Genomic DNA, 24,964 nt, shown 5'->3' on the forward strand with positions numbered 1-24,964 from the left:
CTCTAGATTTTTCAGTACATTCTGTAAAGATTTCCCCAAGCTTAACCTGCTCCCAGTAAGGCGTAAATTTTTTCTCAACTTTTTTGGCGAACTTTACCATCTCGAATCGTTAGTAATAGTGGAAGGATTTTTTCCAAATTAATACATCGTAAATTACCCGCCACTCGGCGGAAAGGAGAAAAACATGACACTATTATTCGATGCATCCCCAATCGCGGTTTACCCCGACCTCGCCGCCTCCCTTGGCAGCCTGCAAGAGGCGATCGTCCTTCAGCAGCTCCACAACCAGCTCTGCGACTCCACCAATTTCAAAAACGGCGCCGTCTGGGTCTGCCGCTCCATCGCCTCCTGGCAAAGCGACGTCTTCCCCTGGATCAAGTCGGAGACCACGCTTCGCAGCTACTTCAAGGACCTCCGCCGCCTCGGCCTCGTCCGGGTCGCCAGCTACAACCCCGATCCGCAAGACCGCACCCTCTGGTACACGATCGACTACGACCGGGTGATGGAGCTAGGCCTACACCTGTGTGATTGACTTGCAAAAAAAGAAGAGCACCCGCTGGCTGGCGGGTGCTCTTGATGTTTATGACGGTTATGCCAGAAAGGAGGGCCGCTCTTGCATTTGGCCGGATTTGGGAATAGTTTTATAGGATAAAGGGTAATAGGGTTCCGGCCGCGCTTTGCCAAAGAAGTCTCAGAGCGCCTTGATTTCTAACACATCTAGTATGATATCAATATTTAGTGGCTCTGTCAAAGTGTGCCCACAAGATCAAGTGTTGATATACCGGGATATTGCTTTTTGCTTAAAGCGGGGTGAGGCTAGACGGCCGTAAGGGCGAGGCGGATTTTGGCAATTTTTTCAAAAAATCTGCCTGCAGCCCTAATTGACAACCGCCCCAATCCTTAGTACTATTGGCCTTACCGTACATGAACATTTTTAGCAAAGGAATAAATGCGATGAAACTTGATGTCAAGCACATGGACTTTTACTGGGAGGATTGGGGGCGCTTTGGCACCTTGGCTGGCCTCGATCAGGCAACTGTTTTGGACATTATGGACGACTACTACAATTCTAAGAAAAAGGTAGCCGACATTTGGGTTGAATATGGCCTTGCGGGAAACAACCGCCTGTCAAGAGAATTTCCTCCCCAACTGTTAAGCGAGAAGTGCCCCTATGATGGCCACCGCCTAATTCGCTTCATGCCGGCCCGGAACCAGGACCCTGAAGACTATGTCAAAAAGTGCCCTAAATGCGGCCACGAGCCTTACTACGGGGATGAGTGCGAATGTGCAGGCTGCCGGCAAAAGCGGCAAGCCAAGCTGGATGATAAGCAACAGCGAATTAGGGAGTATTATTTAGCCCTTAGGCCAAAGAGGAAGGTTAAATTCGATCAGCTTTCACCTGTTGACCAGTTGTATTTAGCAGCGATGTACTTTTTGCCAGGGGGCGAAGACGATTTGTTAGTCGAGGGCGACACCTTCTGGTTTTTGACGCCTTCTGAAAACTGGACTGGGCAGATCGTGAAGGACTTTGTTGAGCGGCAAATCTTGGTGGTTGACCCTGATTCGCCGGCAGAGGCTTTTTCCAGTTATCCACCTTATCAGTTTGATTTGCTTAGCGTGAATTACCGAATCAACGTAAATCTAGGCTCTAAGGGGACTAGTCTTTTTGAAAAAATGGATTGGACAGGGCTGAAAAAAGATAAAGAGGCTTGCCTGGATATTTGGCGCAAGCTGAATTACTGGGAGTGTTTGAATTCCGTTCCATATATTGCTAATGGCGATGAGAACGTGGACTTTGGCTTTTATGTGACTGTCAACGTCTTGCTTAAGCGCCTTGTTGAAGAACGATCCTTAAAAGAGGCTAAAGCGGTAGTCGTCCAGGCCGCTAAATTAGCCAAGCTGCGGAAGAGTCAAGGTCTTGATGAACTTGACGACTTTTTAGAAGAATTAGCTGATCTGGTTGATGGGAAAACTGCGCTTGACCCTGATGCGGTAGCCGCTGTTCGGTCTAAAGCGACAGTTTTGCAGATCGTCTTCTCTCAAGAAGTTCTTGCGCCTAAGGTTGATTTCTTTGAAGTCGTCCCTTCGACTGACTTGATTGCTGATTAAGAGCCCTAATTGACAATCGCCCCAATCCTTAGTACTATTGGCCTTACCGTACGTGAACATTTTTAGCAAAGGAATAAATGCGATGAAACTGGATGTCAAGCACATGGACTTTGATTGGGAGAGCCGCGGGGAGGCGCTTGCGGGGCTGTCGTCAGCCTGATGGACGACTACTATAATACTTATAAAAAAGTCGGTGATATGTTTAAAGAATACGGCGTGACCGGCGATATTCGCAGAATTGCTTCCGAATTTCCGCTGAGATGTCTCGATAAAAAATGCCCTTATGATGGAAGCCGCCTGGTCAAGAGAATGCCGGCTAGAAGCATATCTGAAAAGTGCCCAGTCTGCGGCCACCAGCCAGACTTGGATGATTGCCCATGTTCTGGATGCCAGGAAAAGCGCGGTCAGGACCGGGCCGACAAGCAGGCGGTAATTCGGACCTACTACACCAACGTCATGCCCCGGGTGAAGGCCCGCTACCAGTGGCTGCCGACCGCGGAAAAAGTCTACCTGGCGGCGATGGGCTGCTTGATGCGGTGGAAGTGCTTGACCGTGGTCGGGGATGCCTTGCGCGTTTTGACTCCCTCGGAAATTTTTACCCGGCAGATCGTCAAGACTTTTATCGATAAAAGGGTGCTGGTCGTCGACCCCAATTCCCCAGTTGACGCCTTTAAAGACGAAGATTTCCCGAAAAATTATAATCTTTTTGGCGTCAACTACCGGCTGAACCTGGAGGGCTTTGAAAACCATGAGGATCTTTTTGACGACGCCGACTGGCTGGCGATTCGCAGCGACCGGGAAGCCTGCCTGGAAGTTTGGCAGAAGCTGGTTTTTTACGACTGTTTTGAAAAAGTCTTCCCGTTTATCGGCGCCGGGATTGATCAAAGTGACCTGGATCAAGCCAAGGAAGTGGTGGGCGAGCTGATCAACCAGTACCCGGTGGAGCAGGCGAAAACCATCCTTAATGCGGCCGGCATCGAAGTGGTGATGACTTTTTGGAAAGATGACAGTAAGTCAGATAAGGAGATTCTGGGATTTTTCCTGAATGAGATCAAGAAGCGAATGACCGGCGAGGTGAAGATGGAGTGGAGCCGGATTGCCCTGTCTGGTCCCGCGGAGAGTACGTTGAGCGACGTGTTCAGAGATGAAATTTTGCCGTTTGACGTGGATTTTGAAGAGGCGATTCCGTCGCTTGAATTGTTAGGTAATTAAGGCATCCGCTATCGGCGGATGCCTTGTTTGTTTCTTGTGGGTCGGGAGGGGGAAATCCCATTTTGGCGCAAGCAAGGTTGGCGGCGTCCCTTTTTGGCGCAACCAAAGTTGTCCGCGTCCCATTTTTGTGCAACCGGTGCAGATTTTCTAGAATTTGCCTGTTATCTTGGGGCAAAAAGGGGCTTTTTTCGAAAAAAGGTCTCTGGAGTCGGCGTATTTGCGAGCGGCTGGGTCCAAAAGAGTGATTTTGGCTGTCGGCTGCGCCAAAATGGGATCTTTTTTCAGGCGGTTGCGCCAAAATGGGATCTTTTTTCGGACGGTTGCGCCAAAATGGGATCTTTTTTCAGACGGCTGCACCAAAATGTGATAAACCGCCCTGGCTAAGTCGGGGCTCATGCCACAAAAATCCCAAAATTCTGCAACACTGGGGTGTCGGCATCCCTTTTTTCTGCATCACTCCGAAATTTCATCCCAAAAGTCTGCAAGACTTGGCGTTAGTCTCCATCACGAGGAGATTTTTGGCAAAAATAGGTGGGATTTTAGCTGAAAGTTGCCAAAAATGCTTGCTGCTGGAGGTTGAAACTAGATTTTTTCCAAAAAACTAGCCTCGTTGCATAAAAATGGGAAGAAAAACTGGAGCGTTGCAGAGAATTGGGATTTTTTGAAGTAAGGGGGGCAAGTTCGTCCAACTTTTAAAAAAATAAACGGGATACCTAATTATCTGTTACAATAAATAAGTAACCGCTTCCCAAAGCGAGAAAGGAGTACCCATATGAGAATCGAACACGTTGGCCTCTGGGTCAAGGACCTCGAGGCGATGAAAGACTTTTACGTCAAGTATTTTAAGGCGACGGCGTCGGCCAAGTACCACAACCCTAAGACCCAGTTCACGTCCTACTTTTTAGCTTTTGATGACGGCGCCCGCCTAGAGCTGGGCCACCGGCCGGACATTCAGGAGGGTGGCCGCGACCGCTTTGGCTTTGGCCACCTAGCCTTTGCCCTTGGCAGCAAGGAAGAGGTCGACCGCTTTGCCTACTACATGCAGGGCGAGGGCTACCCAATCCAGAACGGCCCCCGCGTGACGGGCGACGGCTACTATGAAGCCGTGATTTACGATCCGGAAGGCAACCAGCTGGAACTCACCATTTAGCAAGTCTTTTTTCTTGCCAAAAAGCTCCCGGCATTCTATAATAGATGTAACTTAAAAGTTGACATCTGTTAAACGAAATAAGGACGATTATGGCACAGATGAAAGCAGCGGTGATCTACCAAGCTGGTGGACCTGAACAATTGAAGGTGGAAATGGTACAAAAGCCCGAGGTCAAGCCAGGCTGGTCCCTGGTCAAGGTCAAGGGCTTCGGCATCAACCACTCCGAAATTTTTACCAGAAAAGGCGAATCACCTTCAGTTAAGTTCCCCCGGATCCTCGGCATTGAATGTGTCGGCCTAGTTGAAGAAAGCACTAGTCCTAGCCTGGTGCCGGGGCAAAAAGTCGTCTCCTTCATGGGCGATATGGGCCGGGCACATGATGGTGGCTATGCCGAATACTGCCTGCTACCGAACGACAACATTTTTCCAATCGACAGCAACCTTTCTTGGCCGGAAATTGCCGCCATCCCGGAGACTTACTACACGGCCTTCATGTCTTTGAAAAATCTGCGGGTTAATGCAAATGACAAGGTCCTGGTGCGCGGCGCAACCAGCGGCGTCGGCATCGCCTTTTTGAAGCTACTGCGGGGCAAGTACCCAAAGATTTACTGTGCTGGCACCAGCCGCAGCGAGAAGAAGTGGGCGATGCTGGAAGAAGCAGGCTTTGATGAGGTGATCATTGACCAAGACAATGTGCTGCAGACGGAAAAGGCTTTTGATCGGATCCTGGACTTGATTGGGCCAGCTGCCATGCTGGACACTTTTAAGCACATCAACAAGTGGGGGATCATCTGCATCACCGGTCTCTTGGGGAATAAGTGGTCCTTTGACTTCGAGCCCCTTGAGCAATTGCCAAATTCCACTTACCTGACCATCGCCAACAGCGGCGACCGCAATCATGACGACGTTCAGGACCTGTTTGCCTATATTGAGCAATATCATGTTAATGTTCAGCCGGAAAAGGTCTTCAGCTTAGATGAGATCCAGGATGCCCACCGCTACCTGGAATCTTCCAAGAGCTTCGGCAAGGTGGTTGTCATTAACGATTAAGATGGAGAAAAACTCCCGCGTCACACACGCGAGAGTTTTTTGTAACTATTTCAAACTAGCTGCCGTCTTGATCAAGGTGTCGGTTGAGTGGGCCTGCAGTTTGTAGAGGCTGTTGCCCTTGGCCCAGGTCAGGGTCTGCGGGGTCTCGCCGTCAGCCACGCTGACTTCAAAAGTCCCCTTGCCCTTGTCCGGCGCCGGCAGGTAGTACTGGTTGAGCAGACTCACCAGATTTTTGGCGGTGGCTTCAGCATCTTCGCCGTTCACCGCTGCGCCGTGGACCGTGAACTGCCAGTTGCCTTCGTTAAAAGTAACGTAGCGCTGGCCGGCTCCGGCGTCGGTCCAGGCGGTGATCCCGGATCCCAGGTTAGTTGTTGGCAGGCCGTTAAGGTTGCTGCGAGACTGGACATTTTGAACCGCAGCTTGAGCGGCGCTGGCGCTAGCGTAGGTCTGCTTGGTCAAAACTAAGTAGGGCGTTTGCCCCGATAGGCTAGGATCGTTCAAGGTCTTGGCCGCGTAGCCAACGGAGTAGGAGACCGCGCAGCTGCTAGAGTTGCCGGAGTAGCGGACGTTTAGGTAGCCAGAGTCGCTGGCTAGGCCCGTCACGCTCGGAAGCAGGACGCTCCCCAGCTGCTTTTTGATCTCACTGTTAAAAGTGGTCAGGCGCGCAGCGTTAGACGTCGTTTGGTTCCAGCCACTTTGACTGGAACTAGCCTGGCTGCTGGAACTAGCGCTCGAAGCCTTTTTGGCCGAACTCGAGCTTGAACTGGGACTCGCGCTACTTTTCGCCTTTTTACTGGAGCTCTGACTAACCTTGCTGGAGCTGGAACTCGACTGCGATGAAGTTGACTTGCTATTTTGGCTGCAGCCTGTCAAAAGCAGGCTAGCAGCCAGCATGACTAAAATTTTCCCTTTCATAATTGCATCCTCCCTTTCTAGAATGCGCTTTCTATACTTATATTATCCTACTTTTTGCTTGCCAAAGCACGGATAATCGTGGAAAATAAGTTTAAGCTTTTTGATATAAGGAGAAAAAGAAAATGAGCATTACCGTTAATTTGCGCTACACTGGGAAAAATGGCGCCGCTAAAAAGTTTGCTGAAGAAATGACCAAGTCCGGCACGGTCCAGGCCATCCGCGACGAACCGGGCAACTTGCGCTATGAATACTACGTTTCTTTTGACGACCCAGAAACGGTGCTCCTCATCGACAGCTGGGAAAATCAAGAAGCAGTCGACAAGCACCACGCAACGCCAATGATGAAGACGATTGCGGAACTCCGCGACAAGTACGACCTGCACATGACCGTTGAACGCTACCAGGATGCCGAAACGCCAGCAGGCGACCAGAAATTTATCAGAAAATAAGAGTCAAAGCCAAAGTTTCTTGCTTTGGCTTTTCTTTTTTCCCTTGAAAAAATGCTATAATCAAAGCAACTCTTGAAAACGCACTCATTTTTGGAGGAAAATATGGCAGCTCTTTTATTAGCAGTAATCTACCTGGTCTTCGTCAGCCTGGGCCTGCCGGACTCGCTCTTAGGCAGCGCCTGGCCGGTCATGCGGCAAACCTTTAAGGTGCCCACGTCTTATGCCGGCTACGTTTCCATGACCATCTGCTTCATGACCATCATCTCGGCCTTGGCCAGCCCCAGCTTAATTAAAAAAATCCACACCAAATGGATCGTGGTGATTTCGATCGCCTTGACCGTTCTGGGTCTGCTGGGCTTTTCTTTTTCCAGCCAGTACTGGATGCTTTTTGCCTTCGCCGTGCCTTATGGCCTGGGCGCCGGCGCCATTGACGCCGCCATCAACCACTACGTGGCTAACAACTATTCTGGCGCGGTCATGAACTTCCTTCACTGCTTTTACGGCTTAGGCGCCGTGATCAGCCCCAACTTAATGGCGCTGGCTTTGGAAAAAGCCCACTGGAACCAGGGCTACCAGTGGACGGCCTACCTGCAACTGGGGATCTTGCTGGTCGTCCTTTTGTCGCTTCCCTTGTGGGGGCAAAATGAGCAACAAGGAGCCGCAGAAGAAGAGGGCAGCCCGGAAGAAGCGTCGGGTCTGGCCGAGGCCATCAAGCAGCCCGGCGTCTTGGCCACGCTCATCGCCTTTTTCGCATACTGCTCGGGGGAAGCTACCAGCTTTTTGTGGACGTCCAGCTACTTTGCCGGCACCAAGGCCGGGATGAGCAAGGGGCTGATCGCTTCTTTTGGCTCCCTGATCTTTGGCGGCTTGATGCTGGGCCGGCTGATTGCGGGCCTGATCACGAATCATTACGGCGACCGGAAGATGATCCGGCTGGGGGCAATTGTGGAAGTAGTGGGAATCGCCTTAATCCTGCTGCCGCTGCCTGGCTACTGGCTGGCCGCCCTTGGCTTTTTATTGGCCGGAACCGGGATGGGGCCGATCTATCCGGCCATCCAGCACATGGCACCGGACAATTTTGGCAAAAAGTACAGTGCAGCCGTGATCGGCCTGCAGATGGCCTTTGCCTACACCGGCTCAACCTTCATGCCGACCGTCTTTGGCTGGCTGCAAGAGGCCTGCGGGATCTGGATCATGCCGCTTTATCTGCTCTTTTTTGCCGTGCTGAACATTGCGCTGCTTGAGCTGTCTTACAAGCAGATCCGCCTGGCCAAAAAGTAACCATGCAAAAAGGCAAGGACCTGGTCCTTGCCTTTTTACGATTGTACAACTTAACTAGATTACTTCTCAGCTGGTTCCCACTTGCAGCGCACTGGAGAAACGATGGCGCCTTCCTTCTTCAAGGCTTTCATGGCCTTGTCGACTTCTTTGCGGTCCAAGCCAGACAATTCTGCGATCTTGCCCGCGTTCAAAGGTTCGCCAGCCTTTTTCATGGTTTCCAAAACTTGTTCTGTAGCTTCCATAATATGTACCTCGCTAGTTGACAATTTTTGTTTTATTCTTGATTTCTAATACATATTATATATTATTCTGGCTGAAGCAACAAGATAAGTACTTAAAAATTGAGAAAGCAAAAGTCCAAGGAAAATCCTTGTACTTTTTTACTCTTGTTCTGCCTCCACTTCCTGATGGAGGTCACGCACGACTTCGGCAACATTGTGCTTTTTTAAGTCTTTTTCAAATTCCCGCTGGATGTCGGCCAGCTTGTCGTCGAGGGCCGCGTGGATGTTGCGGCCAACTGGGCAATCTGGATTCGGGTTGTCGTGGAAGTTGAAGAGCTGGTCTTTATTTTTTTCCACCGCTTCATAGACGTCGTAAAAGGTGATCTGGTCTAAGGGGCGGGTGATCGAGATGCCGCCGGGCCCGCGCTTGGTTTCGATCAAGCCCGCCTTTTGCAGGTCGGACATGATGTTGCGGATGATGACGGGATTGCTGCCGATGCTGCCTGCCAGGCTCTTGCTGGTCACTTTTTCTTTGCCAGCAAAAAAATCGGTGGCTGCTAAAACGTGGATAGCGATGGTAAATTTGGTTGAAACTTGCAAATTTTTAAACTCCTCTTAATGGCAAAAACAGGCGACTTGGCGCCTGTTTTTTTAAGCCTTAACGACTGAAATTCTTTCTTTATTATGAGTGCCTTTTTCGATTTCGTCAACCATGGCGACTGCGTAGTCAGCGTAGGAAATGACGCTTTCCCCGGCTGGGTTCAAGGTCAGTTCTTCTCCGCCCAGGATGTACTTGCCGGTTTTGGCGCCATCTGCTTGGAAGTCAGCGGCAGGGGAGATGTAAGTCCAGTTGACGTCATCGCGCTTGCGCAGCTTGTCTAGCGCCTTACCCATCGCGGTGGCCAGCGGCTTAAATTCGTCTGGGAAGTCTGGCGTTTCAAACAGCTGCATGGTGTGGTCTGGGTTAACGTACAAGCTGCCGGCCCCGCCGACAACCAAAAGGCGGGTGGCGGTCCCAGCGATCAGGTCAGCCAAGTGCATCAGGCTGGTCGTGTGCAGGGGCAGAGTTTCGGGAGTGTAGGCGCCGAAGGCGTCCACGACTGCGTCAAAGCCGGCCAAATCTTCCTTGGTCAGGTCAAAAAGGTCCTTTTTCACATAGTGCTGAGCGGCGGTGTCGTTAGTGTGGCGGCCAAAACCAGTGACGTCAAAGCCGCGGTTAACTGCTTCTTCAGCGATCTTCTTGCCGGCCTTGCCATTAACAGCGACGATTGCGATTTTCTTGTTCATCTTGTGTACCTCGTTTTAATGTAATGTTGCTTATTTCATCTGATAGATATAATATACATGCTTACATCTTAGATGTCAACAATTTTGTTACGATTTTCTTGACACTTTTTTCCAGCTGTAAAGGAAATCTTTTACCTTTAGGTCGAAGTGTAAAAAGCGGGGCATTTTCTTGGTGACAGGGAGGATTTTTTCCTGTATTAGTAAAGAGATGGAGAAAAGCAAAGCTCTAGGAACCACCTTTGAAGGAGGGTGATGCTATAATATGGTCAAAGAAAATTTGCCAGTCATTAGTAGACAAGAGTTAGGGATTACTGATGACTACATGTTCTTTTCTGTCATGCAAGATGATCGGATTTGCACTCGTTTTTTGCAAGAACTTTTTCCAGAACTAAAGATTAAAAATCTAGAAGTTCAGGCTCAGAAGCAAATTAAGCGCAGCAAGGAGTCAAAAGCTGTCCGACTAGACGTCGGTGCTAATGATGATCAAGGACGAGTTTATGATCTTGAGATGCAGTCGAAGAATAGGTTTAAGCATAAGCGAGTACGCTATTACCGGGCTATTACTGATGCTAATTTGTTAGAGACAGGAATGGCTTATGAAAAGCTGCCACCATCGATCATCGTGATCTTGTCACCTTTTGCCAATGTTAACAGTAAAAAACGAGTCTGCTGCTTCCGAACCTATTGTACTGAGGAAAAGATCGGATTAGACGATAAGTCGCTGATTTACATCATCAATTCTAGAGGAACAGAAGGCTTGGTTAGTCCTACTATACAGAAGTTTTTAGACTTAATGAATGGTCATGCTGATACCAGCAATGATTTTATTAAGGAGGTTTGCGAGAAAATGAGCGTATATAACCAAGACGTCCAATGGAGAAACGATCGCCTTGCATACAAGAGCACTCTTAGCCAGGAACGGTATGAGGGGGAAAAGCGCGGGAAGGAAGAAGCCTTAGTCGAAAACTTGCGCAGCCTTGTCGAATCCGGTATGGCAGCAGACGAAGCAATGTCGCGCCTAAAGGTTCCTCGCGAAAAGTGGAACGAATACCGCAAGAAGATTGAACCGCAGAAGGTTTAGTTTTCCATTAAGCGTCGTACTACAACCATGATGCCCAATGGAGGAAAGACCGTATGGAATACCAAGTTATGTTGAATCACGAGCGGAACATCGGCATGAAGCAAGGCGAAAAGCGCGGGAAGGAAGAAGCCTTAGTCGAAAACTTGCGCAGCCTTGTTAATAAGGGAAAGACGCCAACTGAAGCTTTCGACTTGTTGGACGTACCTGAGGCAAATCGTCCCAAGTTGCTAAAGCTGATTGAACCGCAGAATGTTTAAGATGATTTTTTCTATAAAAAAGCACCCAATTTACTCGGGTGCTTTTACTTTATTCTCGAAAACGAAGCTCATCAGCTAATTTTGGACAAAGCTGTAGATGAAAAGTCTCCCGGCTATATTAACTAAAAAGTCCGAGGCCTCCCGACTATATTAACTAAAAAACTTAAGGTCTCCTCAGAATATCAACTGAGCCAAATTTGTCTGTAAAATTAGACATTTTTTGTTTAGATGATAGTCCGGGGAGACTTGTTTCGAACTAGATGATAGTCCGGGGAGACTTGTTTCGAACTAGATGATAGTCCGGGGAGACTTGCTTCGAACTAGATGATAGTCCGGGGAGCCCCAACCAGCCCCAACCGGCTGCGAACAGCGCCTACCACAGCGGCATCCCCCACGATAATTTTTTCTTTTTTGAGCCCTTCTGGCAGCTTTTCTGGGTGTCTGAGAAAAAGGGTCAAGTCCACATCCTGGTCTTCAGCCAGCATCTGGTCCGCGTACAGAGCAATCTGGCTGGATGCGCCAATTACCAATACTTTTGCCTCCAAGATCTTTCTGGATCTTACTTACTTTTCGTAAATGATAAAGCTCAAGCAGATATCAGGTAAGTAATAACACTTATAACTTTTTCTTTTATATAAAAAAGAGGCAACAGCCCATAGCTTAGTCACAGCACGATGTAAGAATTTTATTCTTTTTCTGAAATTGAAAATTTTCCTAAAAAAGATAAATTCTATGCATGCTAAAAGTGCATATTAGGGCTATAATATCAGTTATAGAAAGAAGGCAAAACAATGCTAGAAAAAACGTTCTATAAGCTCTTGCTCAGTCACTCTTTTAACATGCCAGTCAAGGTTATCTACTGGGATGGCAAAGAAGAAGTCTACGGCAACGGGACCCCGCAAGCAACCATCCGCTTTAACGAGAAGATCCCAGTTGCGGACCTGCGCCGCAACGCCTCCATTGCCCTGGGCGAGGCTTATATGGACAAAAAGCTTGAGATTAACGGCAGCATCCAGCAGGTCATCGAATCGGCTTACGAAAGCAAGGATTCCTTCATGCGGAGCAGCAAGTTTCGTCGCTTTTTGCCCAAGCAGGGCCACGGGGAAAAGGAAAGCGCCGACGACATCCAGAGCCACTACGACGTGGGCAACGACTTTTATAAGCTGTGGCTGGACGACACCCTGACTTACTCTTGCGCTTATTTTAAAGGAAACAACCGCGATGATTTGAAGCAAGCGCAAATCGACAAGGTCCACCACATTTTAGACAAGCTGGACCCGCAAAAGGGCAAGACCCTGCTGGACATTGGCTGCGGCTGGGGGACCTTGATGCTGACGGCTGCTAAAGAATACGGCTTAAAGGTCACCGGCGTCACCCTGAGCCAGGAACAATACAACCTGGTAAAAGACACGATTCAAAAAGAAGGCCTAGAAGACGTGGCGGAAGTCCTCTTAACTGACTACCGGGAACTGGGCGACCGGCAGTGGGACTATGTGACCAGCGTCGGCATGTTCGAGCACGTTGGCCCGGAAAACATGGGCCTGTACTTTAAAGATGTGGCCCGTTATCTCAGTCCTAACGGCGTGGCCTTGATCCACGGCATCACCCGCCAGCAGGGCGGGGCCACTAACGGCTGGATCAACAAGTACATCTTCCCGGGCGGCTATGTGCCGGGTCTAGCCGAGATGGTTGAGCACATTACGGAAAACGACCTGCAGATCGCCGATATCGAGATGCTCCGCCGCCACTACCAGCGGACCCTGGAAATCTGGGACCAGAACTTTAATGAGCATCGCTCCGTTATCCAAAAGAAAATGGGCGAGCGCTTCACCCGGATGTGGGACCTCTACCTGCAAGCCTGTGCAGCCTCATTTGAATCGGGCAATATCGATGTCATGCAGTTTCTGTTGACCAAGGGGCCGTCCGGCAAGAACCTGCCCCTCACCCGGGAATACATGTACCGAGACTAATTTTTTAAAAAAGGGTAGTATAATTGTAAAAAAGACAAGTGCAGGAGAAGCAAAATGACCGGCTACGCAATTTACGACTACCCCTTTGGTCAGCTGAAGATTGGCTACGAAGATAACATAATCACCTTGATTGGATCCGTGAAGGATGAAGCAGACTTAAAGCAGCAAGGCCCCAAGACCCCTTTGACCGACCAGGTCTTTCAGCAAATTACCGAATACCTGGATGGAAAAAGGAAGACTTTTACCTTTAGTTACCGCCTCTCTGGCACTCCTTTCCAGGAAAAGGTCTGGCATGCGCTAGAAGACATTCCCTACGGGGAAACCCGCAGCTACAAAGAAGTTGCCGAGGCCATCGGCAATCCTAAAGCCGTCCGGGCCATTGGCGGGGCCAACCACAAGAACCCGATCATGATTGCCGTGCCCTGCCACCGGGTCCTGGGAGCAGACGGCAGCTTGACCGGCTATGCTGGCGGGATCGCCATGAAGCAGGCCCTCTTAGAATTAGAAAAGAAGAATAAGTAACATCTAGCAAAAGCCGTGATTTTCCAAGAAAGTCACGGCTTTTTCATGCATTCCTTGCACCTGCTTACTGAATTCAAGTCCAAAAAATGATATGATATTTATAATCAACAAGCTATTATAGCGCATACAGTAGGTGGTTAGAACATGCACAAGTATCATTTTCCCAAGGAAGTTAGACAAACCTTAGAAGGCTTGCCCCTCCCGATCGCTTTTTACCAATTTTTAGACCACAAGGTCGTGCCGCTACTCTTATCACAGGGCTTTTTGGACTTTTTCGGTATCAAAGAAATGGCCGAGGGGATCGACCTGATGGCTAACGACATGTACCGGGACACCCATCCAGACGATGTGGCCCGCGTTGCCGACATCGCCTACCGCTTTGCCATTAAGGGCGGCATTTACAATGCTGTTTACCGGACTAAAAATGTGGACCAAGACGGCTACCACTTGATTCACTCCACCGGCAAGCACATGTTTATGGAAGACGGCAGCCGGCTGACCATGGTGGTTTACATGGATGAAAGCAGCCTGGCTGATGAGGCTTCCGTCGCCGGCCAGGAATTGAACCACTACCTGAAAGAAAACGTCCAGCTGGAAGGCTGGATCCGCCGCAACCAGTACGACGACTTAACGGGTCTGCCCAATATGGGCTATTTTATGATGCTGGCTGAAGCCGGCATCAAGCGCCTGCTGCAAAATGGGGAAGAGCCCGTCATTCTTTTTGTCGACTACAACAACTTAAAATACTACAACCACACTTATGGTTTAGCCAGTGGCAACGAGCTCTTACTAGGCTTAGGCCAGGCCTTGCGCAGGCTGTTTGGTACGGAAAATACGGGTCGCTTTGACTCTGACCACTTTGCCGTATATACGACTAAAAAGGATCTGGAAGCCAAGCTCCAGATCCTTTTTGACCAGGTGAACAGCCTGAATCATGGAAACAGTCTGCCCGTGCGGGTCGGGATCGTGCTTTTGGACCAGGATAAAAAGGTGTCGACGGCCTGCGATGAGGCTAGAATCGCCGCTGATTCTGTCAAAGACCGGTCCAAGTCAAGCTTTGCCTACTTCACCAAGGACTTAGAAGTAAAGACGACCATGAAGGAGTACATCCTGGCCCACTTTAGAGAAGCGCTGAAAGAGAACTGGATCAAGGCCTACTACCAGCCGATCGTGGACGCTCAGACCGGGAAGGTGACCGACGAAGAAGCGCTGGCTCGCTGGATTGACCCCGAATACGGGGTGATCACGCCGGACAACTTCATCCCGGTTTTAGAGGACGAAGGCCTCTTGTACCTGCTCGACCTCTACATGGTGGACCAGGCGATTGAATTTTTAAAGAAAAAGCAATCCCTAGGCATCAAGCAATTGCCGATTTCCATCAACCTGTCAGAAAAAGACTTCATGGCGGGGCCGATGATTGAGGAAATCAACAAGCGGCTCAGCCGCGCCGGCATCCCCAAGGACCTCTTTACCATCGAAATCACGGAGCGGTCCATCGGTCGCAATCCCGAGCTTTTAAAAGAAATCATGAACGAGCTCCACGACAACGGCTACGAGGTCTGGCTGGACGACTTTGGCAGCGACTACTCCTCTTTGAACATCATTGGGGACTACATTTTTGACCTGATCAAGATTGACCTCAAGTTCTTGAAGAGTTTTGACACCAACCCGCGCAGCCGCCTGATTTTGGAAGGGATCATTGAATTTACCAAAAAGTTCCAGATCCCGACCGTCAATGAGGGCGTAGAAACGGAAGAAGAGGCGGACTTTTTGCGCCGGTGCGGCACCAGCAAGTTCCAGGGCTACCTCTACAGCCGGCCTTTGCCAGGCGAGGAGTTATTGGCCAAGTACCAGCAGGGCGTTTTAGAATGTTAGTAATCTGTAAGGAATGTTAATGAAAGAAATTTGGAATAGGATAAAAAGCTTTTTCCGCAATCAAGCAGCGGCCGAGCACCAGAGCTACTTTTTTGAAGAGCATGTTGAGAAAAATCTGCAGTTCATGCTGATTATTGCGGTCTTGCTGACGGTTTTGCCGGCAATCGACCTGGTCAAGCTCTATAACCCGGGCGCGGCGGGTCAAGTTTACAGCAAGGTCAATGCCACCGCTGTTTACACGGTGCTCTTTCTTTTCAATCTGGCCTTTGCCATTCTCTTTGGCTTGGCCCTGCGTGATCGGCGGGGGATCTTGACGCGAGCGACTTTTAAGCACTCGCTCATGGTCGCCTTTAGAATCGGCGACATGTTCTTGGCTAGTTTTACCTTTTTATCAACGGAAAAGAGGAGCAGCTTCTTTTTTGAATATTTGCTGATTTCGATGCTGATCTACTTGCTGCCCTTTTACAGCATCAAGGAAACGATTGCCAATGCCTTGGCTAACCTGATTCCGGCGATTGCCATCCTTAACTATGTGGGCTACACCTTGGCTTGGCAGGACTGGACAGATATGATCGTCTTCCACGCTTTTTGCATCCTGATCTCGCAAAGACGCTGGAACATGCACGTAAGCAATGAGTTAGACAACCTGCAAAGGCAAAACCGCCTGTCCAGTGAAGCCAGAACGGACGGATTGACTTTGTTGGCCAACCGGAACGCCTTAAGAGACGATTTCCCTGACTTTGTTGGGCAAAAACTCTGCGTAGCTCTGATCGACCTGGACTCTTTTAAGCAGATTAATGATACCTACGGCCACCTCTACGGCGACCAAGTCTTGAAATTTGTCAGCAAAAACCTGCGCCAGTCCTTCAACCGGCCAGGCGATTATTGCTACCGCTATGGCGGCGATGAGCTGTTGATCATCAGCGCGGAAAGCGACTTGGCTGCTTTCCGCGACCGCCTAGCTCGTTTTCAAGATGCCTGCCAAAAGCCGGTCTTGGGTCACCAGATCTTCCTCTCGATCGGCTATGCGCTTGGCTCAGCGGATTCAGAAGCAGATGTGCGTAAGCTCCTCAAGCTGGCCGACAGCTGGCTGTATGAAGTGAAAAACACCGGCAAAGCCCGGATTGCCGGCGGGGCCAGCCAAGCAGCAGGCGGCCAAGAAAACTATGCATCCATGCTGGCCTCGCTCATGTCCTTTGACGACCTGACTGCCTTTTTCAACCTGCACCGGGATGCAGAAGACTGGACTCTGGTCTATCTAGACGTCCTCCACTTTGCCGAAATCAACGAAGAATTTGGCTACCGGCAGGGGCACCAGCTGTTAGAGCAAATCGCCGAAATCATCAAAGATGAATTTCCTAGGGATCCGGTGGCTAACGTTGATACCGACCGCTTTATCATTTATGGCACGAGCAGCCACCAAGAGGTCATCAATCATGTCTTGGCAATCCAGCAAAAAGCGGCAGGGCTCTTGCCCCACAGAACCTTGATTTTCCGGGCAGGGCTTTACTACCGGCCGCAAAATAGCGATACCGAATTTTTGACTGAAGTCAACTGTGCCAAGTATGCCTGTGAGTCTGACCGGGAATTCGGCCAAGACAGCCGCTATTTCCACTTTTATGGGGAAGAAATGCGGCAGGTTAAGGAACAGAGAGAATTCGTCACTGCCAATTTTGACCAGGCATTGAAAGAAAAGCGGATTGTGCCATACTACCAGCCGTTTTTAGGCGTGCTCAGCGAGAAAACTGCTGGCTTTGAGGCCCTGGCCCGGTGGCAGGACCCGCAAAAGGGACTGATGCTGCCAGAAGACTTCGTGCCTTACCTTGAAAGTACCCAGGAAAGCTATAAACTAGACCTCTACATGCTAGAGGCGGTGTGCCAGGATCTAAGCCAGCACCCAGCCTTGCTGCAAAAAGGCTTGTCGGTGACGGTCAACTTGTCCCGCACCGACTTTAGCCTGGTCAAGATGCCTGAGGCGATCGATCAGATCGTCAGCCGCTACCAGATCCCTAAAGAAGCGCTGCAGCTAGAGATTACCGAATCAGCCGTCAGCGACAATAACGATGTTCAGCGGGCAATCCGCGAACTAAAATGGCGCGGCTATCGGCTGTGGCTGGACAATTTTGGCACGGGGGAATCCTCCATTTCCAGCTTGAAGGAAAACCAATTTGATGGCATCAAGCTGAGTCCCAAGCTGTTTGACGGCTTTCAAAAAGATGAGCGCACTCATTTGATCATCCGCTCCATTCTCGACCTCTGCCACCAAATTGGCGTACTAACCGTTGCGGTTGGCATTGATGGGGAGCAAAAGTACTGGTATGCCAGACAGTGGGGCGTCAGCTTCGTGCAAGGGCACTATTTTAGCCCGGCCTTGCCACTGGCTGAACTGTTAAAGAGCCGTTATGTCCAAAAAGATCACATCCGGGATGCTGCAACCTATGCTTACTGCCACCCGATGGCCAGCGTCAACTTGGACCAAGCCATGGAGCAGGAATTTTATGGTGACCAGATGCCGGAGATGCTTTTTGGCAAGGCGGTCATCGAAAAGCAGGGCGACCACCTTTACTTCTTGCGGATCAACCGGCCGCTCCACTTGCTTTTACAGGGCCAGCTTAATGAAAAAGATATCCGGATGGAACTGGTCGGCGACCCGCGGCTTAAAGCGCGGCTGCTAGAGGAGATGGTGCTGGCTAACCAACAGCCAGGCGTACAGGATTTTTTGCTGAGAATTGCCGGACAAGAATATCATTGTCAGTTAGCAGAACTGGCCAAAGACCAGGACAAGGCCGGCTATGTTCTGGGCCTATCTAACTTTGGTCTTGCAAATCCCGTTAACAACTAGGCAAAAGGTGGTATATTACTTATTAATAAGAAAAATCCATTTTATTTGTGAGGAAACAATGGAAATTAGACACGCAGAAGCTAGTGACGTAACTAAATTGGCTGAACTGGAAGCCATCTCTTTCCCAGCTGCCGAAGCAGCAACGCTAGAATCAATCAAGGATCGAGTAGAAAAATACGGCAATCACTTCTGGCTCTTGATTGATGATGAAGGTGAAATTGCCGCTTATGTCAATGGCTTAGTCACCAACAAGGATACCTTGGAAGACGAAATGTACGAAGATGCAGCCAGCCACGATGAAGATGGCGACTGGCAAATGATCTTCTCGGTTGTCACTGACCCCAACAAGCGCCGCCACGGCTATGCAAAGATGTGCATTGAAGCCGCCATTCAAGACGCCAAGGATCAAGGCAGAAAAGGGCTGGTTTTGACTTGCAAGGACCACCTGGTAGGCTTTTATGGCCAATTTGGCTTTGAAAACGAAGGCTTCACCGGCTCCACCCACGGCGGGGTTAACTGGAATCAAATGCGGCTGACTTTTTAGCAAATTTTTTAGTAATAATAACCGCACAGAATTATTTTAGCGATTTTAACTAAATTCTTGCGTCAAAATCATTACCGGGCTAAAATATTGATAATAAATGATTTATTGTTTATTAGAAAACATGTTTAATTTAATAGGAATAATAGGACTAGGCAAAAATGGGAAATGTATGGCATAAAGTAAAGAAGTTCTTCATTGAAGGGGATTTGGAGATCTTCCACCAAGATGATTTTTGGGACCGGCTGCTGCGCCGAGACCTTTATTTCTGTATCGGAATTGCCAGTCTTTTAGTGCTGTTGCCGCTGATCGCCTTAATCATCTTGGTTAGTGGCGGACCATTGGGGCCAGGAGAGATGGTAGCTAGCGTTAAGCCAGACATGGTCTACCTGGCTTTATTAGCCTACAATGCCCTCTTTTTGATCCTATTTTTTGGAGTGTTGTCTGGCAAGTCGTCTTTTTTGAAAAAGCATTCAAGGCAGCTTAACCTAATGCGGGTTTTCCGCTTGGGCGAGATGGCGCTAGCCAGTCTAACCTTTTTGTCAACGCAAAATGGCAGCAGCTTCTATTTTGAATACATCCTGGTAACGGCCCTGGTCTACATCTTGCCGGTTTACAACTTTAAGGAAACCTTGCTCAATGCCTTGGTCAACAACTTCTTCATGATCTTGACCTTTGTCCTCTTAAAGCGGCCCATGGTTTGGCAGGACCAGATCGACATGGCCGCTTTTCACCTTTTCTCGATGACGGTGGCGCAGCTGCGCTGGCGGTCTTATATTTATAACGAAGAGAAGAACTTTCAAGGGCAAAAGGCGCTTGCCAAGCAGGCCAAGACTGATGGCTTAACCCGCTTAGACAATCGCCTGGCCCTAGAAGAAGAAAGAGCAGATTTTGCCGGGCAAAAGGTCTGCGTTGCCTTGTCAGATTTAGACTACTTTAAGTATGTCAATGACAGCTTTGGCCACCTTTTTGGCGACCAGGCCTTGAAGTTCGTAGCTAGCAATATGCGGGTAGTTTTTGATAAGGAAACGGACCACTGCTACCGCTACGGCGGCGATGAAATGCTGATCGTGTCGACGGCTGACACGCCAGATGACTTTTACCAGCGCCTGCGTTTGTTCCGTTCCCTTTGCCAAAAGCGGGAGTTAAAGCGGCCAATCTAGGTCAGCATCGGCTACAGCTGGGGGAAAATCGAGAACGACCAAGACTTTACACAGTGCCTGAAGGCAGCCGATTCTTGGCTTTACCAGGTCAAGGATTTGGGACGCGGGACTATCGCTGGCCATGAATTCCATGTCCAGGCTAAGGATTCCCAAACCAGTAGCCTTGACCGGCTCGTTTCCTTGGAGGCCCTGAAAGTTGCCTACGAAGAAGAGATGGAAACGCCGCAAACGGTTGTCTACTTGAGCCTGAACCAGTTTTCGGTGATCCGCGACCAGTATAGCTATTCCAAGGCTCAGTATGTCTTGACCCAAACTGTGGAAGCAATCTACCGCAACTTCGGACAAATGCCAGTTGCCCGGGTAGACCTGAGCAACTTCGCCTTTTTCACCAATCTGTCAGAACCTCTGACCGCCTCTTTGGTGCAAAAAATTCAAGAAGAGGTTAGTGAGCTCTTACCCGGGATCGGGATCACCTTGTGGGCGGGCTTATGCCCGATCGATGAAGACAGCAACTTTTATGACCTGCTGGACAATGCCAAATTTGCTGTCAAAAATGCCAAGGGCGATAACCGGGGGCAGTACCTGGTTGTTTTTGATGAAGAAATGCGGCAAGACCAGGCAAAAGAGCACTTTGTCCGTGACCATATCGATGAAGCCGTGAAAAAGGGCTATATCCGCCCTTACTACCAGCCTTTAGTTGGGTCTCTTAGCCAAAACGTGATCGGCTTTGAAGCCTTGGCCCGCTGGATCGACCCCAAGCGCGGCTTCATCATGCCAGATGACTTTGTGCCATATCTTGAGCGGCTCAACGAGGCTTATAAGCTGGATCTGCACATATTGGAAGCAGTCTGCCAGGACCTGAGCCAGCACCCAGAACTGACCAAGAATAACCTTTTTGTCAACGTCAACCTGTCCCGGCTCGACTTTATGGTTCGGGATATTCCCCGGGAAATATCCCGGATTTTGGGCAAGTATGACCTGCCTAAAGACGCTATCCAATTTGAAATTACGGAATCAGCGATCGGCAACGACCAGATTATTAAGACGGCCGTAGATCAAATGAACCAGCAGGGCTACAAGGTCTGGATCGATGACTTTGGCACCGGGCAGTCGTCTTTGTATGCCTTAAAGGACTTGAACGTCCATGGGGTCAAGATTGACCAGTCTTTCTTTGCCAGCTTCCCGGAAAACAAGAAGGTGCGGCCAATCATCCGCTCAATCGTAGAGCTGTGCCAGCAGACCGGGGCTTTAATGATTGCTGAAGGGATTGAAGATACTGCCAAGGTTCTTTACGCCAGACAATGGGGCGTCAACTTCCTGCAGGGCTTTTACTATAGCAAGCCGATTTCTCTAGAAGACCTTCTGGCTAGTCCCTTTATGGATGAATTAACGGTTGAAAGTGACGTGCCGGTCTATCGGCCAGCCGCTAGGGTCAACCTCTATACTGCGTTAGAAGCGCATTATTACCAAAACAAGCTTTTGATGCCGGTCTTTGCCAAGGGGGTCTTGGAGAGAAGCGGCGAGCAGATTACCTTCTTGCGGGTGAACCAGGACCTGCTGGCGACCTTGCGACCTTACTTGCAAAATAAGGACTTCGGCTTTGACCCAACTGGTGAGCTGCGTGAAAAAATATCGAGCCAGCTCTTAGTGGCTGACCGCCGAGAAGACGTCTACCAGTTCCGCCTAGGCTTGGGGTCAAAGGCCTATTACACCCAATTGGTGCCTTTGACTAAAGAAGGCGACAAGGCGACTTACATCTTAAGCATGACCGACGTGGGTTTGATTAAGATGGATCAGGTAAAAGTGAAATAAGAATGGCAAGCAAAAACGCGATTTTCCCTGGAGGAAGATCGCGTTTTGTGTTATTGATTTTGCTTAGTTCGGTATATTATTTTGACTTTTTGACCTTAGCCAAGCGGTGGATTGCCAAGATGGCGTAGGCAATAAGGAAGGGGACCAGCCAGCCCAGGCCGTCAGCGTAAAGGGGCAGGTTGGAGTAGATTTTTACTAAAAGGGCCGGCTGGCTTGGCAGGGCCTTGAAGAAGTCGCCAAGTGCGCAAACCCCAGTGACCGCGATGATCATTTGGTAGTCCCTTTTTTCAAAATGGAAAAAGCTGCTGGTCAAGGCCATGATAATCAGGGAAATTGCCAGCGGGTAGAGCAGCATCAAAAATGGCGTGGAGATGGCGATGATCGCGTCTAGGCCGATGTTGGCTACGGCCAGTGCAAAAACGCTGAAGAAGATGGCCCACTGCTTGTAAGAGAATTTAGGGAAGAGGCCATTAAAGGTTTCAGCGCAGGCCGTGGTCAGGCCGATCGCCGTCTTCAGGCAGGCGATAAAGATCATCAGGGCAAAGAGGATGGCGCCAAAGCCAGGGAAGTAGTGGTGAGCAATATTGGCCAAGATGGTGCCGCCGTTGTCAGCGATGCCCAGGGGCCGGCTGGTCGCACCGGCTAAAGAGGTAATGCCGTAGATGACCGCCATGAGGACGCTGGTCAAGATCCCGGTCTTCACGGTTTCTTTGGCGATTTGGTCGGGCTCAGTCACCCCAAAGGCCTGGATGCTGGAGACAACGATGATGCCAAAGGCTAGGCCTGCTAGGACGTCTAGGGTGTTGTAGCCGGCCAAGACCCCGGTCAAAAGGGGACTTTTAGCATAGGCACCCAGCGCCTTGCCGCTGGCTGAGCCAGTTGGGTGGAGGAGCGCCGTGATCATGATGGTGAAAAAGACGATCAAGAACATGGGCGTCAAGAACTTGCCGATCCAGTCCATGATCCGGCCAGGACGCAGCGAGAAGAAGAGCATCAAGGCAAAGAAGATCAGGGTAAAGATGAAGAGGCCCAGCTGCTTGTTAAAGCTGCTTGGCAGCATGCTGGAAATCCCGGTTTCAAAGGGAACGGTGAAGCAGCGGGGAATGGCAAAGAAGGGACCAATGGCTAAATAAAGCAGGCAGGTAAAGTAGAGGCCGTACTTTTTGCCGACTCTGGAGCTGAGGTCAAAGAGGCCAGTCGACTTGGTAATCCCCAGGGCCGCAATGGCCAAGAGGGGCATCCCTACCCCGGTGATCAAGAAGCCCAGGAGCGCCAGCCAGACATTTTTGCCGGCGGCCTGGCCTAAATAGGCCGGGAAGATCAGGTTGCCCGCCCCAAAGAAGAGGCCAAAGAGCATGCTGGAAATCGTCAGCGATTCCGTTAAGGTCATTTTTTTCTTCATATAGTTAGTAACATTTCCTTTCAGTAGGCGAATTCACAAGTTTTTTCACTTTTCTCAAGACTATTAGTGGTTTATAATATGAATTCGCAAGTGTTTGCTTTGCCATTTTTTCTATTGGCATTTTAAGATTGCTGCCTTTAGAAAAAATACAATCCTTACTATTCTACCATAAGCGCTAAAGGAACGAATGATGACCGCCAAAGCTGACTACCTCTATGTAAAAAAGCTCTACGAAGAGCACGCCGATCCAGAGACCGCCATCCCCATGGCCCGCTACATGCGGGACCAGTTTCCCTTCTACGGGCTGAAGAGCCCTGTAAGACGGGAACTGGTGCGGGATTTTTTAAAAGAAAAGAACAAGCAGGACCTGGACTGGGACTTTGTGGATCTCTGCTTTCAAGATGACTACCGGGAGCTGCAGTACGTGGCTTGCGACTATTTGACCCGGAAGGCTAAGAAACTTCAGGCTGGTGATCTTGGCAAAATAAAAAAGCTAGTTCAGACCAAGTCCTGGTGGGACACGGTAGACAGCCTGGTTAAGCTGGTTGGGAAAATCTTTTTAATGATTTTGTCAATGGACGGCAAGCCTGGAAGTCCACCTATTTTAATGGGTGGATGGATAGGGCTTGCCGTCCTTTTTTGCATTATAGACCTGATCATTGATGTATCTTTCCACGGTGTCCTTCGACATGTTTCCAACGGTTCCGATATAGTAGCTTGATGACCACAAGTGACCGCCCCAGCATTTCTGTTCTCTAATATCCGGATGATCGCGCAGATACATATATCCGGTAGATCCTTTGAGAGCTTTGACCACATCGCTGATAGATTTTGACGGCCTGAAAGATATCATGGCATGAACATGATCCGGCATAACCTCCAGCTTCTCAACTTGGATATCGTTCCTAGCTGCCACAGTAAGAATAAGCTCCTTCATCTCGCTTGCAAGTTCGGCAGTTGTAAATATTTGATTCCGGTACTTGGTGCACCAGATCAGATGATAATGGCAGTTGTAAACGTAGCGCTGGGCGTATACTGCATCTTTGATTTTATCAGCCATTGCAATTCTCTCTTTCTTAGTTGAATCATGATATTAAGCCACTTTAAAATAGTCCATTGAATAGCGGATTATGTTATAATTATAGCACAAGAATCGAGGTGAGAAAGATGACTAAAAAGAAGAAAGAAGTCGCTGTCAAAGTCAAAAAGACCGACGAGGAAAAAGATAAAAAGAAGCGCAAGACGCTAATGATCCCGATGTCAGAGCTACCATATCATCTTGGCATCAAGATGCGGATCTATCCAAGCAATGAGCAAAAACGGCTGATTGCCATCAACAGCGGTATCAGCCGCTCCGTCTACAACAAGCTGATAGCCATCAATTCTGAGCTGAACCAGCTCAAGAAAGTTAATGTCTACGTCAAGCAGGTAGCTGACAGGATCGAGGCACTTGAGGAACGCAAAAGCAAGCTTTCCAAGTACTACTTCTACATGGATTCAGAAGACGTGGACAGCTTGAATATTGCTCAGGCAAAGCACTGCTATGGGGCGGCATGGAACATGTACCACAAGGTCCATTCCTCAGGCCACCCAAAGTATCACAAGAAGGGCGTCAACGATGGCTATCAAACTTCTTGCATCTACAAAAGCGAGGACAAGAAGATCGAAAACTGTACTCCATTTTCAGGCTCGGTGCGCTTCCTGGACATGAAGCACGTCAAGCTGGCAAAGCTTGGCAGAATCAGAATCAGCGGCTCAAGCTACCGCAAGGTTCTTGCCCACAATCCCAACTTCCGAATTGGCACGGCCACCATCAAATATGATGC

Annotated in this window: 25 protein-coding genes; 18 read left to right on the forward strand and 7 right to left on the reverse strand. The window is 49.5% G+C overall.

Going from position 1 to position 24,964, the window contains the following annotated elements; translation table 11 throughout:
- Positions 1 to 184 precede the first annotated feature (184 nt).
- The 5 genes from ACI4WN_RS06670 (at position 185) to ACI4WN_RS06690 (ending at position 5,520) form a co-directional block, all read left to right on the forward strand.
- Positions 185 to 532, forward strand: a complete 348-nt coding sequence (locus ACI4WN_RS06670; protein ID WP_154486141.1) for a hypothetical protein — start codon at positions 185 to 187, stop codon at positions 530 to 532.
- 422 nt (positions 533 to 954) lie between these two features.
- A complete protein-coding gene (locus tag ACI4WN_RS06675) occupies positions 955 to 2,109 on the forward strand; it encodes a hypothetical protein (RefSeq protein WP_439777504.1) in 1,155 nt (384 codons plus the stop codon).
- Positions 2,110 to 2,223: 114 nt separating this feature from the next.
- Positions 2,224 to 3,321 carry a hypothetical protein gene (locus tag ACI4WN_RS06680; protein ID WP_439777505.1) on the forward strand — a complete coding sequence of 366 codons (1,098 nt, stop codon included), beginning with the start codon at positions 2,224 to 2,226 and terminating at the stop codon, positions 3,319 to 3,321.
- A 772-nt stretch (positions 3,322 to 4,093) separates the two neighbouring features.
- On the forward strand, positions 4,094 to 4,471 hold the full coding sequence (locus ACI4WN_RS06685) for a VOC family protein (protein WP_439777506.1): 378 nt from the start codon (positions 4,094 to 4,096) through the stop codon (positions 4,469 to 4,471).
- A gap of 89 nt (positions 4,472 to 4,560) precedes the next feature.
- A complete protein-coding gene (locus tag ACI4WN_RS06690; RefSeq protein WP_439777507.1) occupies positions 4,561 to 5,520 on the forward strand; it encodes a zinc-binding dehydrogenase in 960 nt (319 codons plus the stop codon).
- Positions 5,521 to 5,565: 45 nt separating this feature from the next.
- Here ACI4WN_RS06690 and ACI4WN_RS06695 read toward each other — a convergent pair whose 3' ends face one another.
- Positions 5,566 to 6,435: a hypothetical protein gene (locus tag ACI4WN_RS06695; protein ID WP_439777508.1), complete on the reverse strand. Its 870-nt coding sequence runs from the start codon at positions 6,433 to 6,435 to the stop codon at positions 5,566 to 5,568.
- 122 nt (positions 6,436 to 6,557) lie between these two features.
- On the opposite strand from ACI4WN_RS06695, the gene ACI4WN_RS06700 reads away from it, so the two are divergent.
- Positions 6,558 to 6,884, forward strand: a complete 327-nt coding sequence (locus ACI4WN_RS06700) for a putative quinol monooxygenase (protein ID WP_439777509.1) — start codon at positions 6,558 to 6,560, stop codon at positions 6,882 to 6,884.
- Positions 6,885 to 6,986: 102 nt separating this feature from the next.
- Entirely contained in the window at positions 6,987 to 8,165 is a 1,179-nt protein-coding gene (locus ACI4WN_RS06705; RefSeq protein ID WP_439777510.1) for an MFS transporter, read from the forward strand.
- 59 nt (positions 8,166 to 8,224) lie between these two features.
- Here the strand turns inward: ACI4WN_RS06705 and ACI4WN_RS06710 are convergent, their stop codons facing one another.
- From ACI4WN_RS06710 to ACI4WN_RS06720, 3 genes are all read right to left on the reverse strand, one after another.
- Entirely contained in the window at positions 8,225 to 8,407 is a 183-nt protein-coding gene (locus ACI4WN_RS06710; protein WP_439777511.1) for a hypothetical protein, read from the reverse strand.
- Positions 8,408 to 8,545: 138 nt separating this feature from the next.
- Positions 8,546 to 8,986, reverse strand: coding sequence for an Rrf2 family transcriptional regulator (locus ACI4WN_RS06715; protein WP_439777512.1), 441 nt, complete (start codon positions 8,984 to 8,986; stop codon positions 8,546 to 8,548).
- A gap of 51 nt (positions 8,987 to 9,037) precedes the next feature.
- The gene (locus ACI4WN_RS06720) at positions 9,038 to 9,673 is read right to left on the reverse strand and encodes an NAD(P)-dependent oxidoreductase (protein WP_439777513.1); all 636 of its coding nucleotides are present in this window, start codon (positions 9,671 to 9,673) and stop codon (positions 9,038 to 9,040) included.
- A 262-nt stretch (positions 9,674 to 9,935) separates the two neighbouring features.
- On the opposite strand from ACI4WN_RS06720, the gene ACI4WN_RS06725 reads away from it, so the two are divergent.
- Together ACI4WN_RS06725 and ACI4WN_RS06730 are read left to right on the forward strand one after the other, a co-directional pair.
- Positions 9,936 to 10,754 carry an Rpn family recombination-promoting nuclease/putative transposase gene (locus ACI4WN_RS06725; protein WP_439777514.1) on the forward strand — a complete coding sequence of 273 codons (819 nt, stop codon included), beginning with the start codon at positions 9,936 to 9,938 and terminating at the stop codon, positions 10,752 to 10,754.
- Between the two features lie 53 nt (positions 10,755 to 10,807).
- Entirely contained in the window at positions 10,808 to 11,011 is a 204-nt protein-coding gene (locus tag ACI4WN_RS06730; protein ID WP_439777515.1) for a hypothetical protein, read from the forward strand.
- A 320-nt stretch (positions 11,012 to 11,331) separates the two neighbouring features.
- On the opposite strand, the gene ACI4WN_RS06735 is transcribed toward ACI4WN_RS06730, so the two are convergent.
- Complete coding sequence (locus tag ACI4WN_RS06735; protein WP_439777516.1) at positions 11,332 to 11,541, reverse strand: hypothetical protein; 210 nt, start codon at positions 11,539 to 11,541, stop codon at positions 11,332 to 11,334.
- 261 nt (positions 11,542 to 11,802) lie between these two features.
- On the opposite strand from ACI4WN_RS06735, the gene ACI4WN_RS06740 reads away from it, so the two are divergent.
- From ACI4WN_RS06740 to ACI4WN_RS06770, 7 genes are all read left to right on the forward strand, one after another.
- Complete coding sequence (locus ACI4WN_RS06740; RefSeq protein WP_439777517.1) at positions 11,803 to 12,981, forward strand: class I SAM-dependent methyltransferase; 1,179 nt, start codon at positions 11,803 to 11,805, stop codon at positions 12,979 to 12,981.
- Positions 12,982 to 13,035: 54 nt separating this feature from the next.
- The gene (locus ACI4WN_RS06745) at positions 13,036 to 13,503 is read left to right on the forward strand and encodes a methylated-DNA--[protein]-cysteine S-methyltransferase (RefSeq protein WP_439777518.1); all 468 of its coding nucleotides are present in this window, start codon (positions 13,036 to 13,038) and stop codon (positions 13,501 to 13,503) included.
- Positions 13,504 to 13,647: 144 nt separating this feature from the next.
- Positions 13,648 to 15,378 (forward strand): EAL domain-containing protein, encoded by a 1,731-nt coding sequence (locus ACI4WN_RS06750; protein WP_439777519.1) that lies wholly within the window; start codon positions 13,648 to 13,650, stop codon positions 15,376 to 15,378.
- 19 nt (positions 15,379 to 15,397) lie between these two features.
- Complete coding sequence (locus ACI4WN_RS06755; RefSeq protein WP_439777520.1) at positions 15,398 to 18,220, forward strand: EAL domain-containing protein; 2,823 nt, start codon at positions 15,398 to 15,400, stop codon at positions 18,218 to 18,220.
- Positions 18,221 to 18,278: 58 nt separating this feature from the next.
- Positions 18,279 to 18,764, forward strand: a complete 486-nt coding sequence (locus ACI4WN_RS06760) for a GNAT family N-acetyltransferase (RefSeq protein ID WP_439777521.1) — start codon at positions 18,279 to 18,281, stop codon at positions 18,762 to 18,764.
- A gap of 158 nt (positions 18,765 to 18,922) precedes the next feature.
- Entirely contained in the window at positions 18,923 to 19,924 is a 1,002-nt protein-coding gene (locus ACI4WN_RS06765; protein WP_439777522.1) for a GGDEF domain-containing protein, read from the forward strand.
- Between the two features lie 96 nt (positions 19,925 to 20,020).
- Entirely contained in the window at positions 20,021 to 21,736 is a 1,716-nt protein-coding gene (locus tag ACI4WN_RS06770) for an EAL domain-containing protein (RefSeq protein WP_439777523.1), read from the forward strand.
- Between the two features lie 76 nt (positions 21,737 to 21,812).
- Here ACI4WN_RS06770 and brnQ read toward each other — a convergent pair whose 3' ends face one another.
- Positions 21,813 to 23,126: a branched-chain amino acid transport system II carrier protein gene (gene brnQ / locus ACI4WN_RS06775; RefSeq protein WP_439777524.1), complete on the reverse strand. Its 1,314-nt coding sequence runs from the start codon at positions 23,124 to 23,126 to the stop codon at positions 21,813 to 21,815.
- A gap of 199 nt (positions 23,127 to 23,325) precedes the next feature.
- On the opposite strand from brnQ, the gene ACI4WN_RS06780 reads away from it, so the two are divergent.
- Positions 23,326 to 23,859 carry a DNA alkylation repair protein gene (locus ACI4WN_RS06780; protein ID WP_439777525.1) on the forward strand — a complete coding sequence of 178 codons (534 nt, stop codon included), beginning with the start codon at positions 23,326 to 23,328 and terminating at the stop codon, positions 23,857 to 23,859.
- Here ACI4WN_RS06780 and tnpA read toward each other — a convergent pair.
- The gene (gene tnpA / locus ACI4WN_RS06785; RefSeq protein WP_081586778.1) at positions 23,743 to 24,198 is read right to left on the reverse strand and encodes an IS200/IS605 family transposase; all 456 of its coding nucleotides are present in this window, start codon (positions 24,196 to 24,198) and stop codon (positions 23,743 to 23,745) included. The two genes, ACI4WN_RS06780 and tnpA, sit on opposite strands and share 117 nt — an antisense overlap.
- 107 nt (positions 24,199 to 24,305) lie before the next feature.
- Between tnpA and ACI4WN_RS06790 the strand changes: the two genes are divergently transcribed.
- Positions 24,306 to 24,964, forward strand: a 659-nt coding sequence (locus ACI4WN_RS06790) for a helix-turn-helix domain-containing protein (protein WP_439777526.1), incomplete at its 3' end; no start/stop codon positions are given.

The sequence above is a fragment of the Lactobacillus sp. genome (assembly GCF_051893255.1).
Classification (GTDB): Bacteria; Bacillota; Bacilli; order Lactobacillales; family Lactobacillaceae; genus Lactobacillus.

Bases quoted from the DNA above. Each gene is read 5' to 3' on its own strand.
- ACI4WN_RS06670 (WP_154486141.1), top strand. From the start codon at position 185: ATGACACTATTATTCGATGCATCCCCAATCGCGGTTTACCCCGACCTC.
- ACI4WN_RS06675 (WP_439777504.1), top strand. From the start codon at position 955: ATGAAACTTGATGTCAAGCACATGGACTTTTACTGGGAGGATTGGGGG.
- ACI4WN_RS06685 (WP_439777506.1), top strand. From the start codon at position 4,094: ATGAGAATCGAACACGTTGGCCTCTGGGTCAAGGACCTCGAGGCGATG.
- ACI4WN_RS06690 (WP_439777507.1), top strand. From the start codon at position 4,561: ATGGCACAGATGAAAGCAGCGGTGATCTACCAAGCTGGTGGACCTGAA.
- ACI4WN_RS06695 (WP_439777508.1), bottom strand. From the start codon at position 6,435: ATGAAAGGGAAAATTTTAGTCATGCTGGCTGCTAGCCTGCTTTTGACA.
- ACI4WN_RS06700 (WP_439777509.1), top strand. From the start codon at position 6,558: ATGAGCATTACCGTTAATTTGCGCTACACTGGGAAAAATGGCGCCGCT.
- ACI4WN_RS06705 (WP_439777510.1), top strand. From the start codon at position 6,987: ATGGCAGCTCTTTTATTAGCAGTAATCTACCTGGTCTTCGTCAGCCTG.
- ACI4WN_RS06710 (WP_439777511.1), bottom strand. From the start codon at position 8,407: ATGGAAGCTACAGAACAAGTTTTGGAAACCATGAAAAAGGCTGGCGAA.
- ACI4WN_RS06720 (WP_439777513.1), bottom strand. From the start codon at position 9,673: ATGAACAAGAAAATCGCAATCGTCGCTGTTAATGGCAAGGCCGGCAAG.
- ACI4WN_RS06725 (WP_439777514.1), top strand. From the start codon at position 9,936: ATGGTCAAAGAAAATTTGCCAGTCATTAGTAGACAAGAGTTAGGGATT.
- ACI4WN_RS06730 (WP_439777515.1), top strand. From the start codon at position 10,808: ATGGAATACCAAGTTATGTTGAATCACGAGCGGAACATCGGCATGAAG.
- ACI4WN_RS06740 (WP_439777517.1), top strand. From the start codon at position 11,803: ATGCTAGAAAAAACGTTCTATAAGCTCTTGCTCAGTCACTCTTTTAAC.
- ACI4WN_RS06745 (WP_439777518.1), top strand. From the start codon at position 13,036: ATGACCGGCTACGCAATTTACGACTACCCCTTTGGTCAGCTGAAGATT.
- ACI4WN_RS06750 (WP_439777519.1), top strand. From the start codon at position 13,648: ATGCACAAGTATCATTTTCCCAAGGAAGTTAGACAAACCTTAGAAGGC.
- ACI4WN_RS06755 (WP_439777520.1), top strand. From the start codon at position 15,398: ATGAAAGAAATTTGGAATAGGATAAAAAGCTTTTTCCGCAATCAAGCA.
- ACI4WN_RS06760 (WP_439777521.1), top strand. From the start codon at position 18,279: ATGGAAATTAGACACGCAGAAGCTAGTGACGTAACTAAATTGGCTGAA.
- ACI4WN_RS06765 (WP_439777522.1), top strand. From the start codon at position 18,923: ATGGGAAATGTATGGCATAAAGTAAAGAAGTTCTTCATTGAAGGGGAT.
- brnQ (WP_439777524.1), bottom strand. From the start codon at position 23,126: ATGACCTTAACGGAATCGCTGACGATTTCCAGCATGCTCTTTGGCCTC.
- ACI4WN_RS06780 (WP_439777525.1), top strand. From the start codon at position 23,326: ATGATGACCGCCAAAGCTGACTACCTCTATGTAAAAAAGCTCTACGAA.
- tnpA (WP_081586778.1), bottom strand. From the start codon at position 24,198: ATGGCTGATAAAATCAAAGATGCAGTATACGCCCAGCGCTACGTTTAC.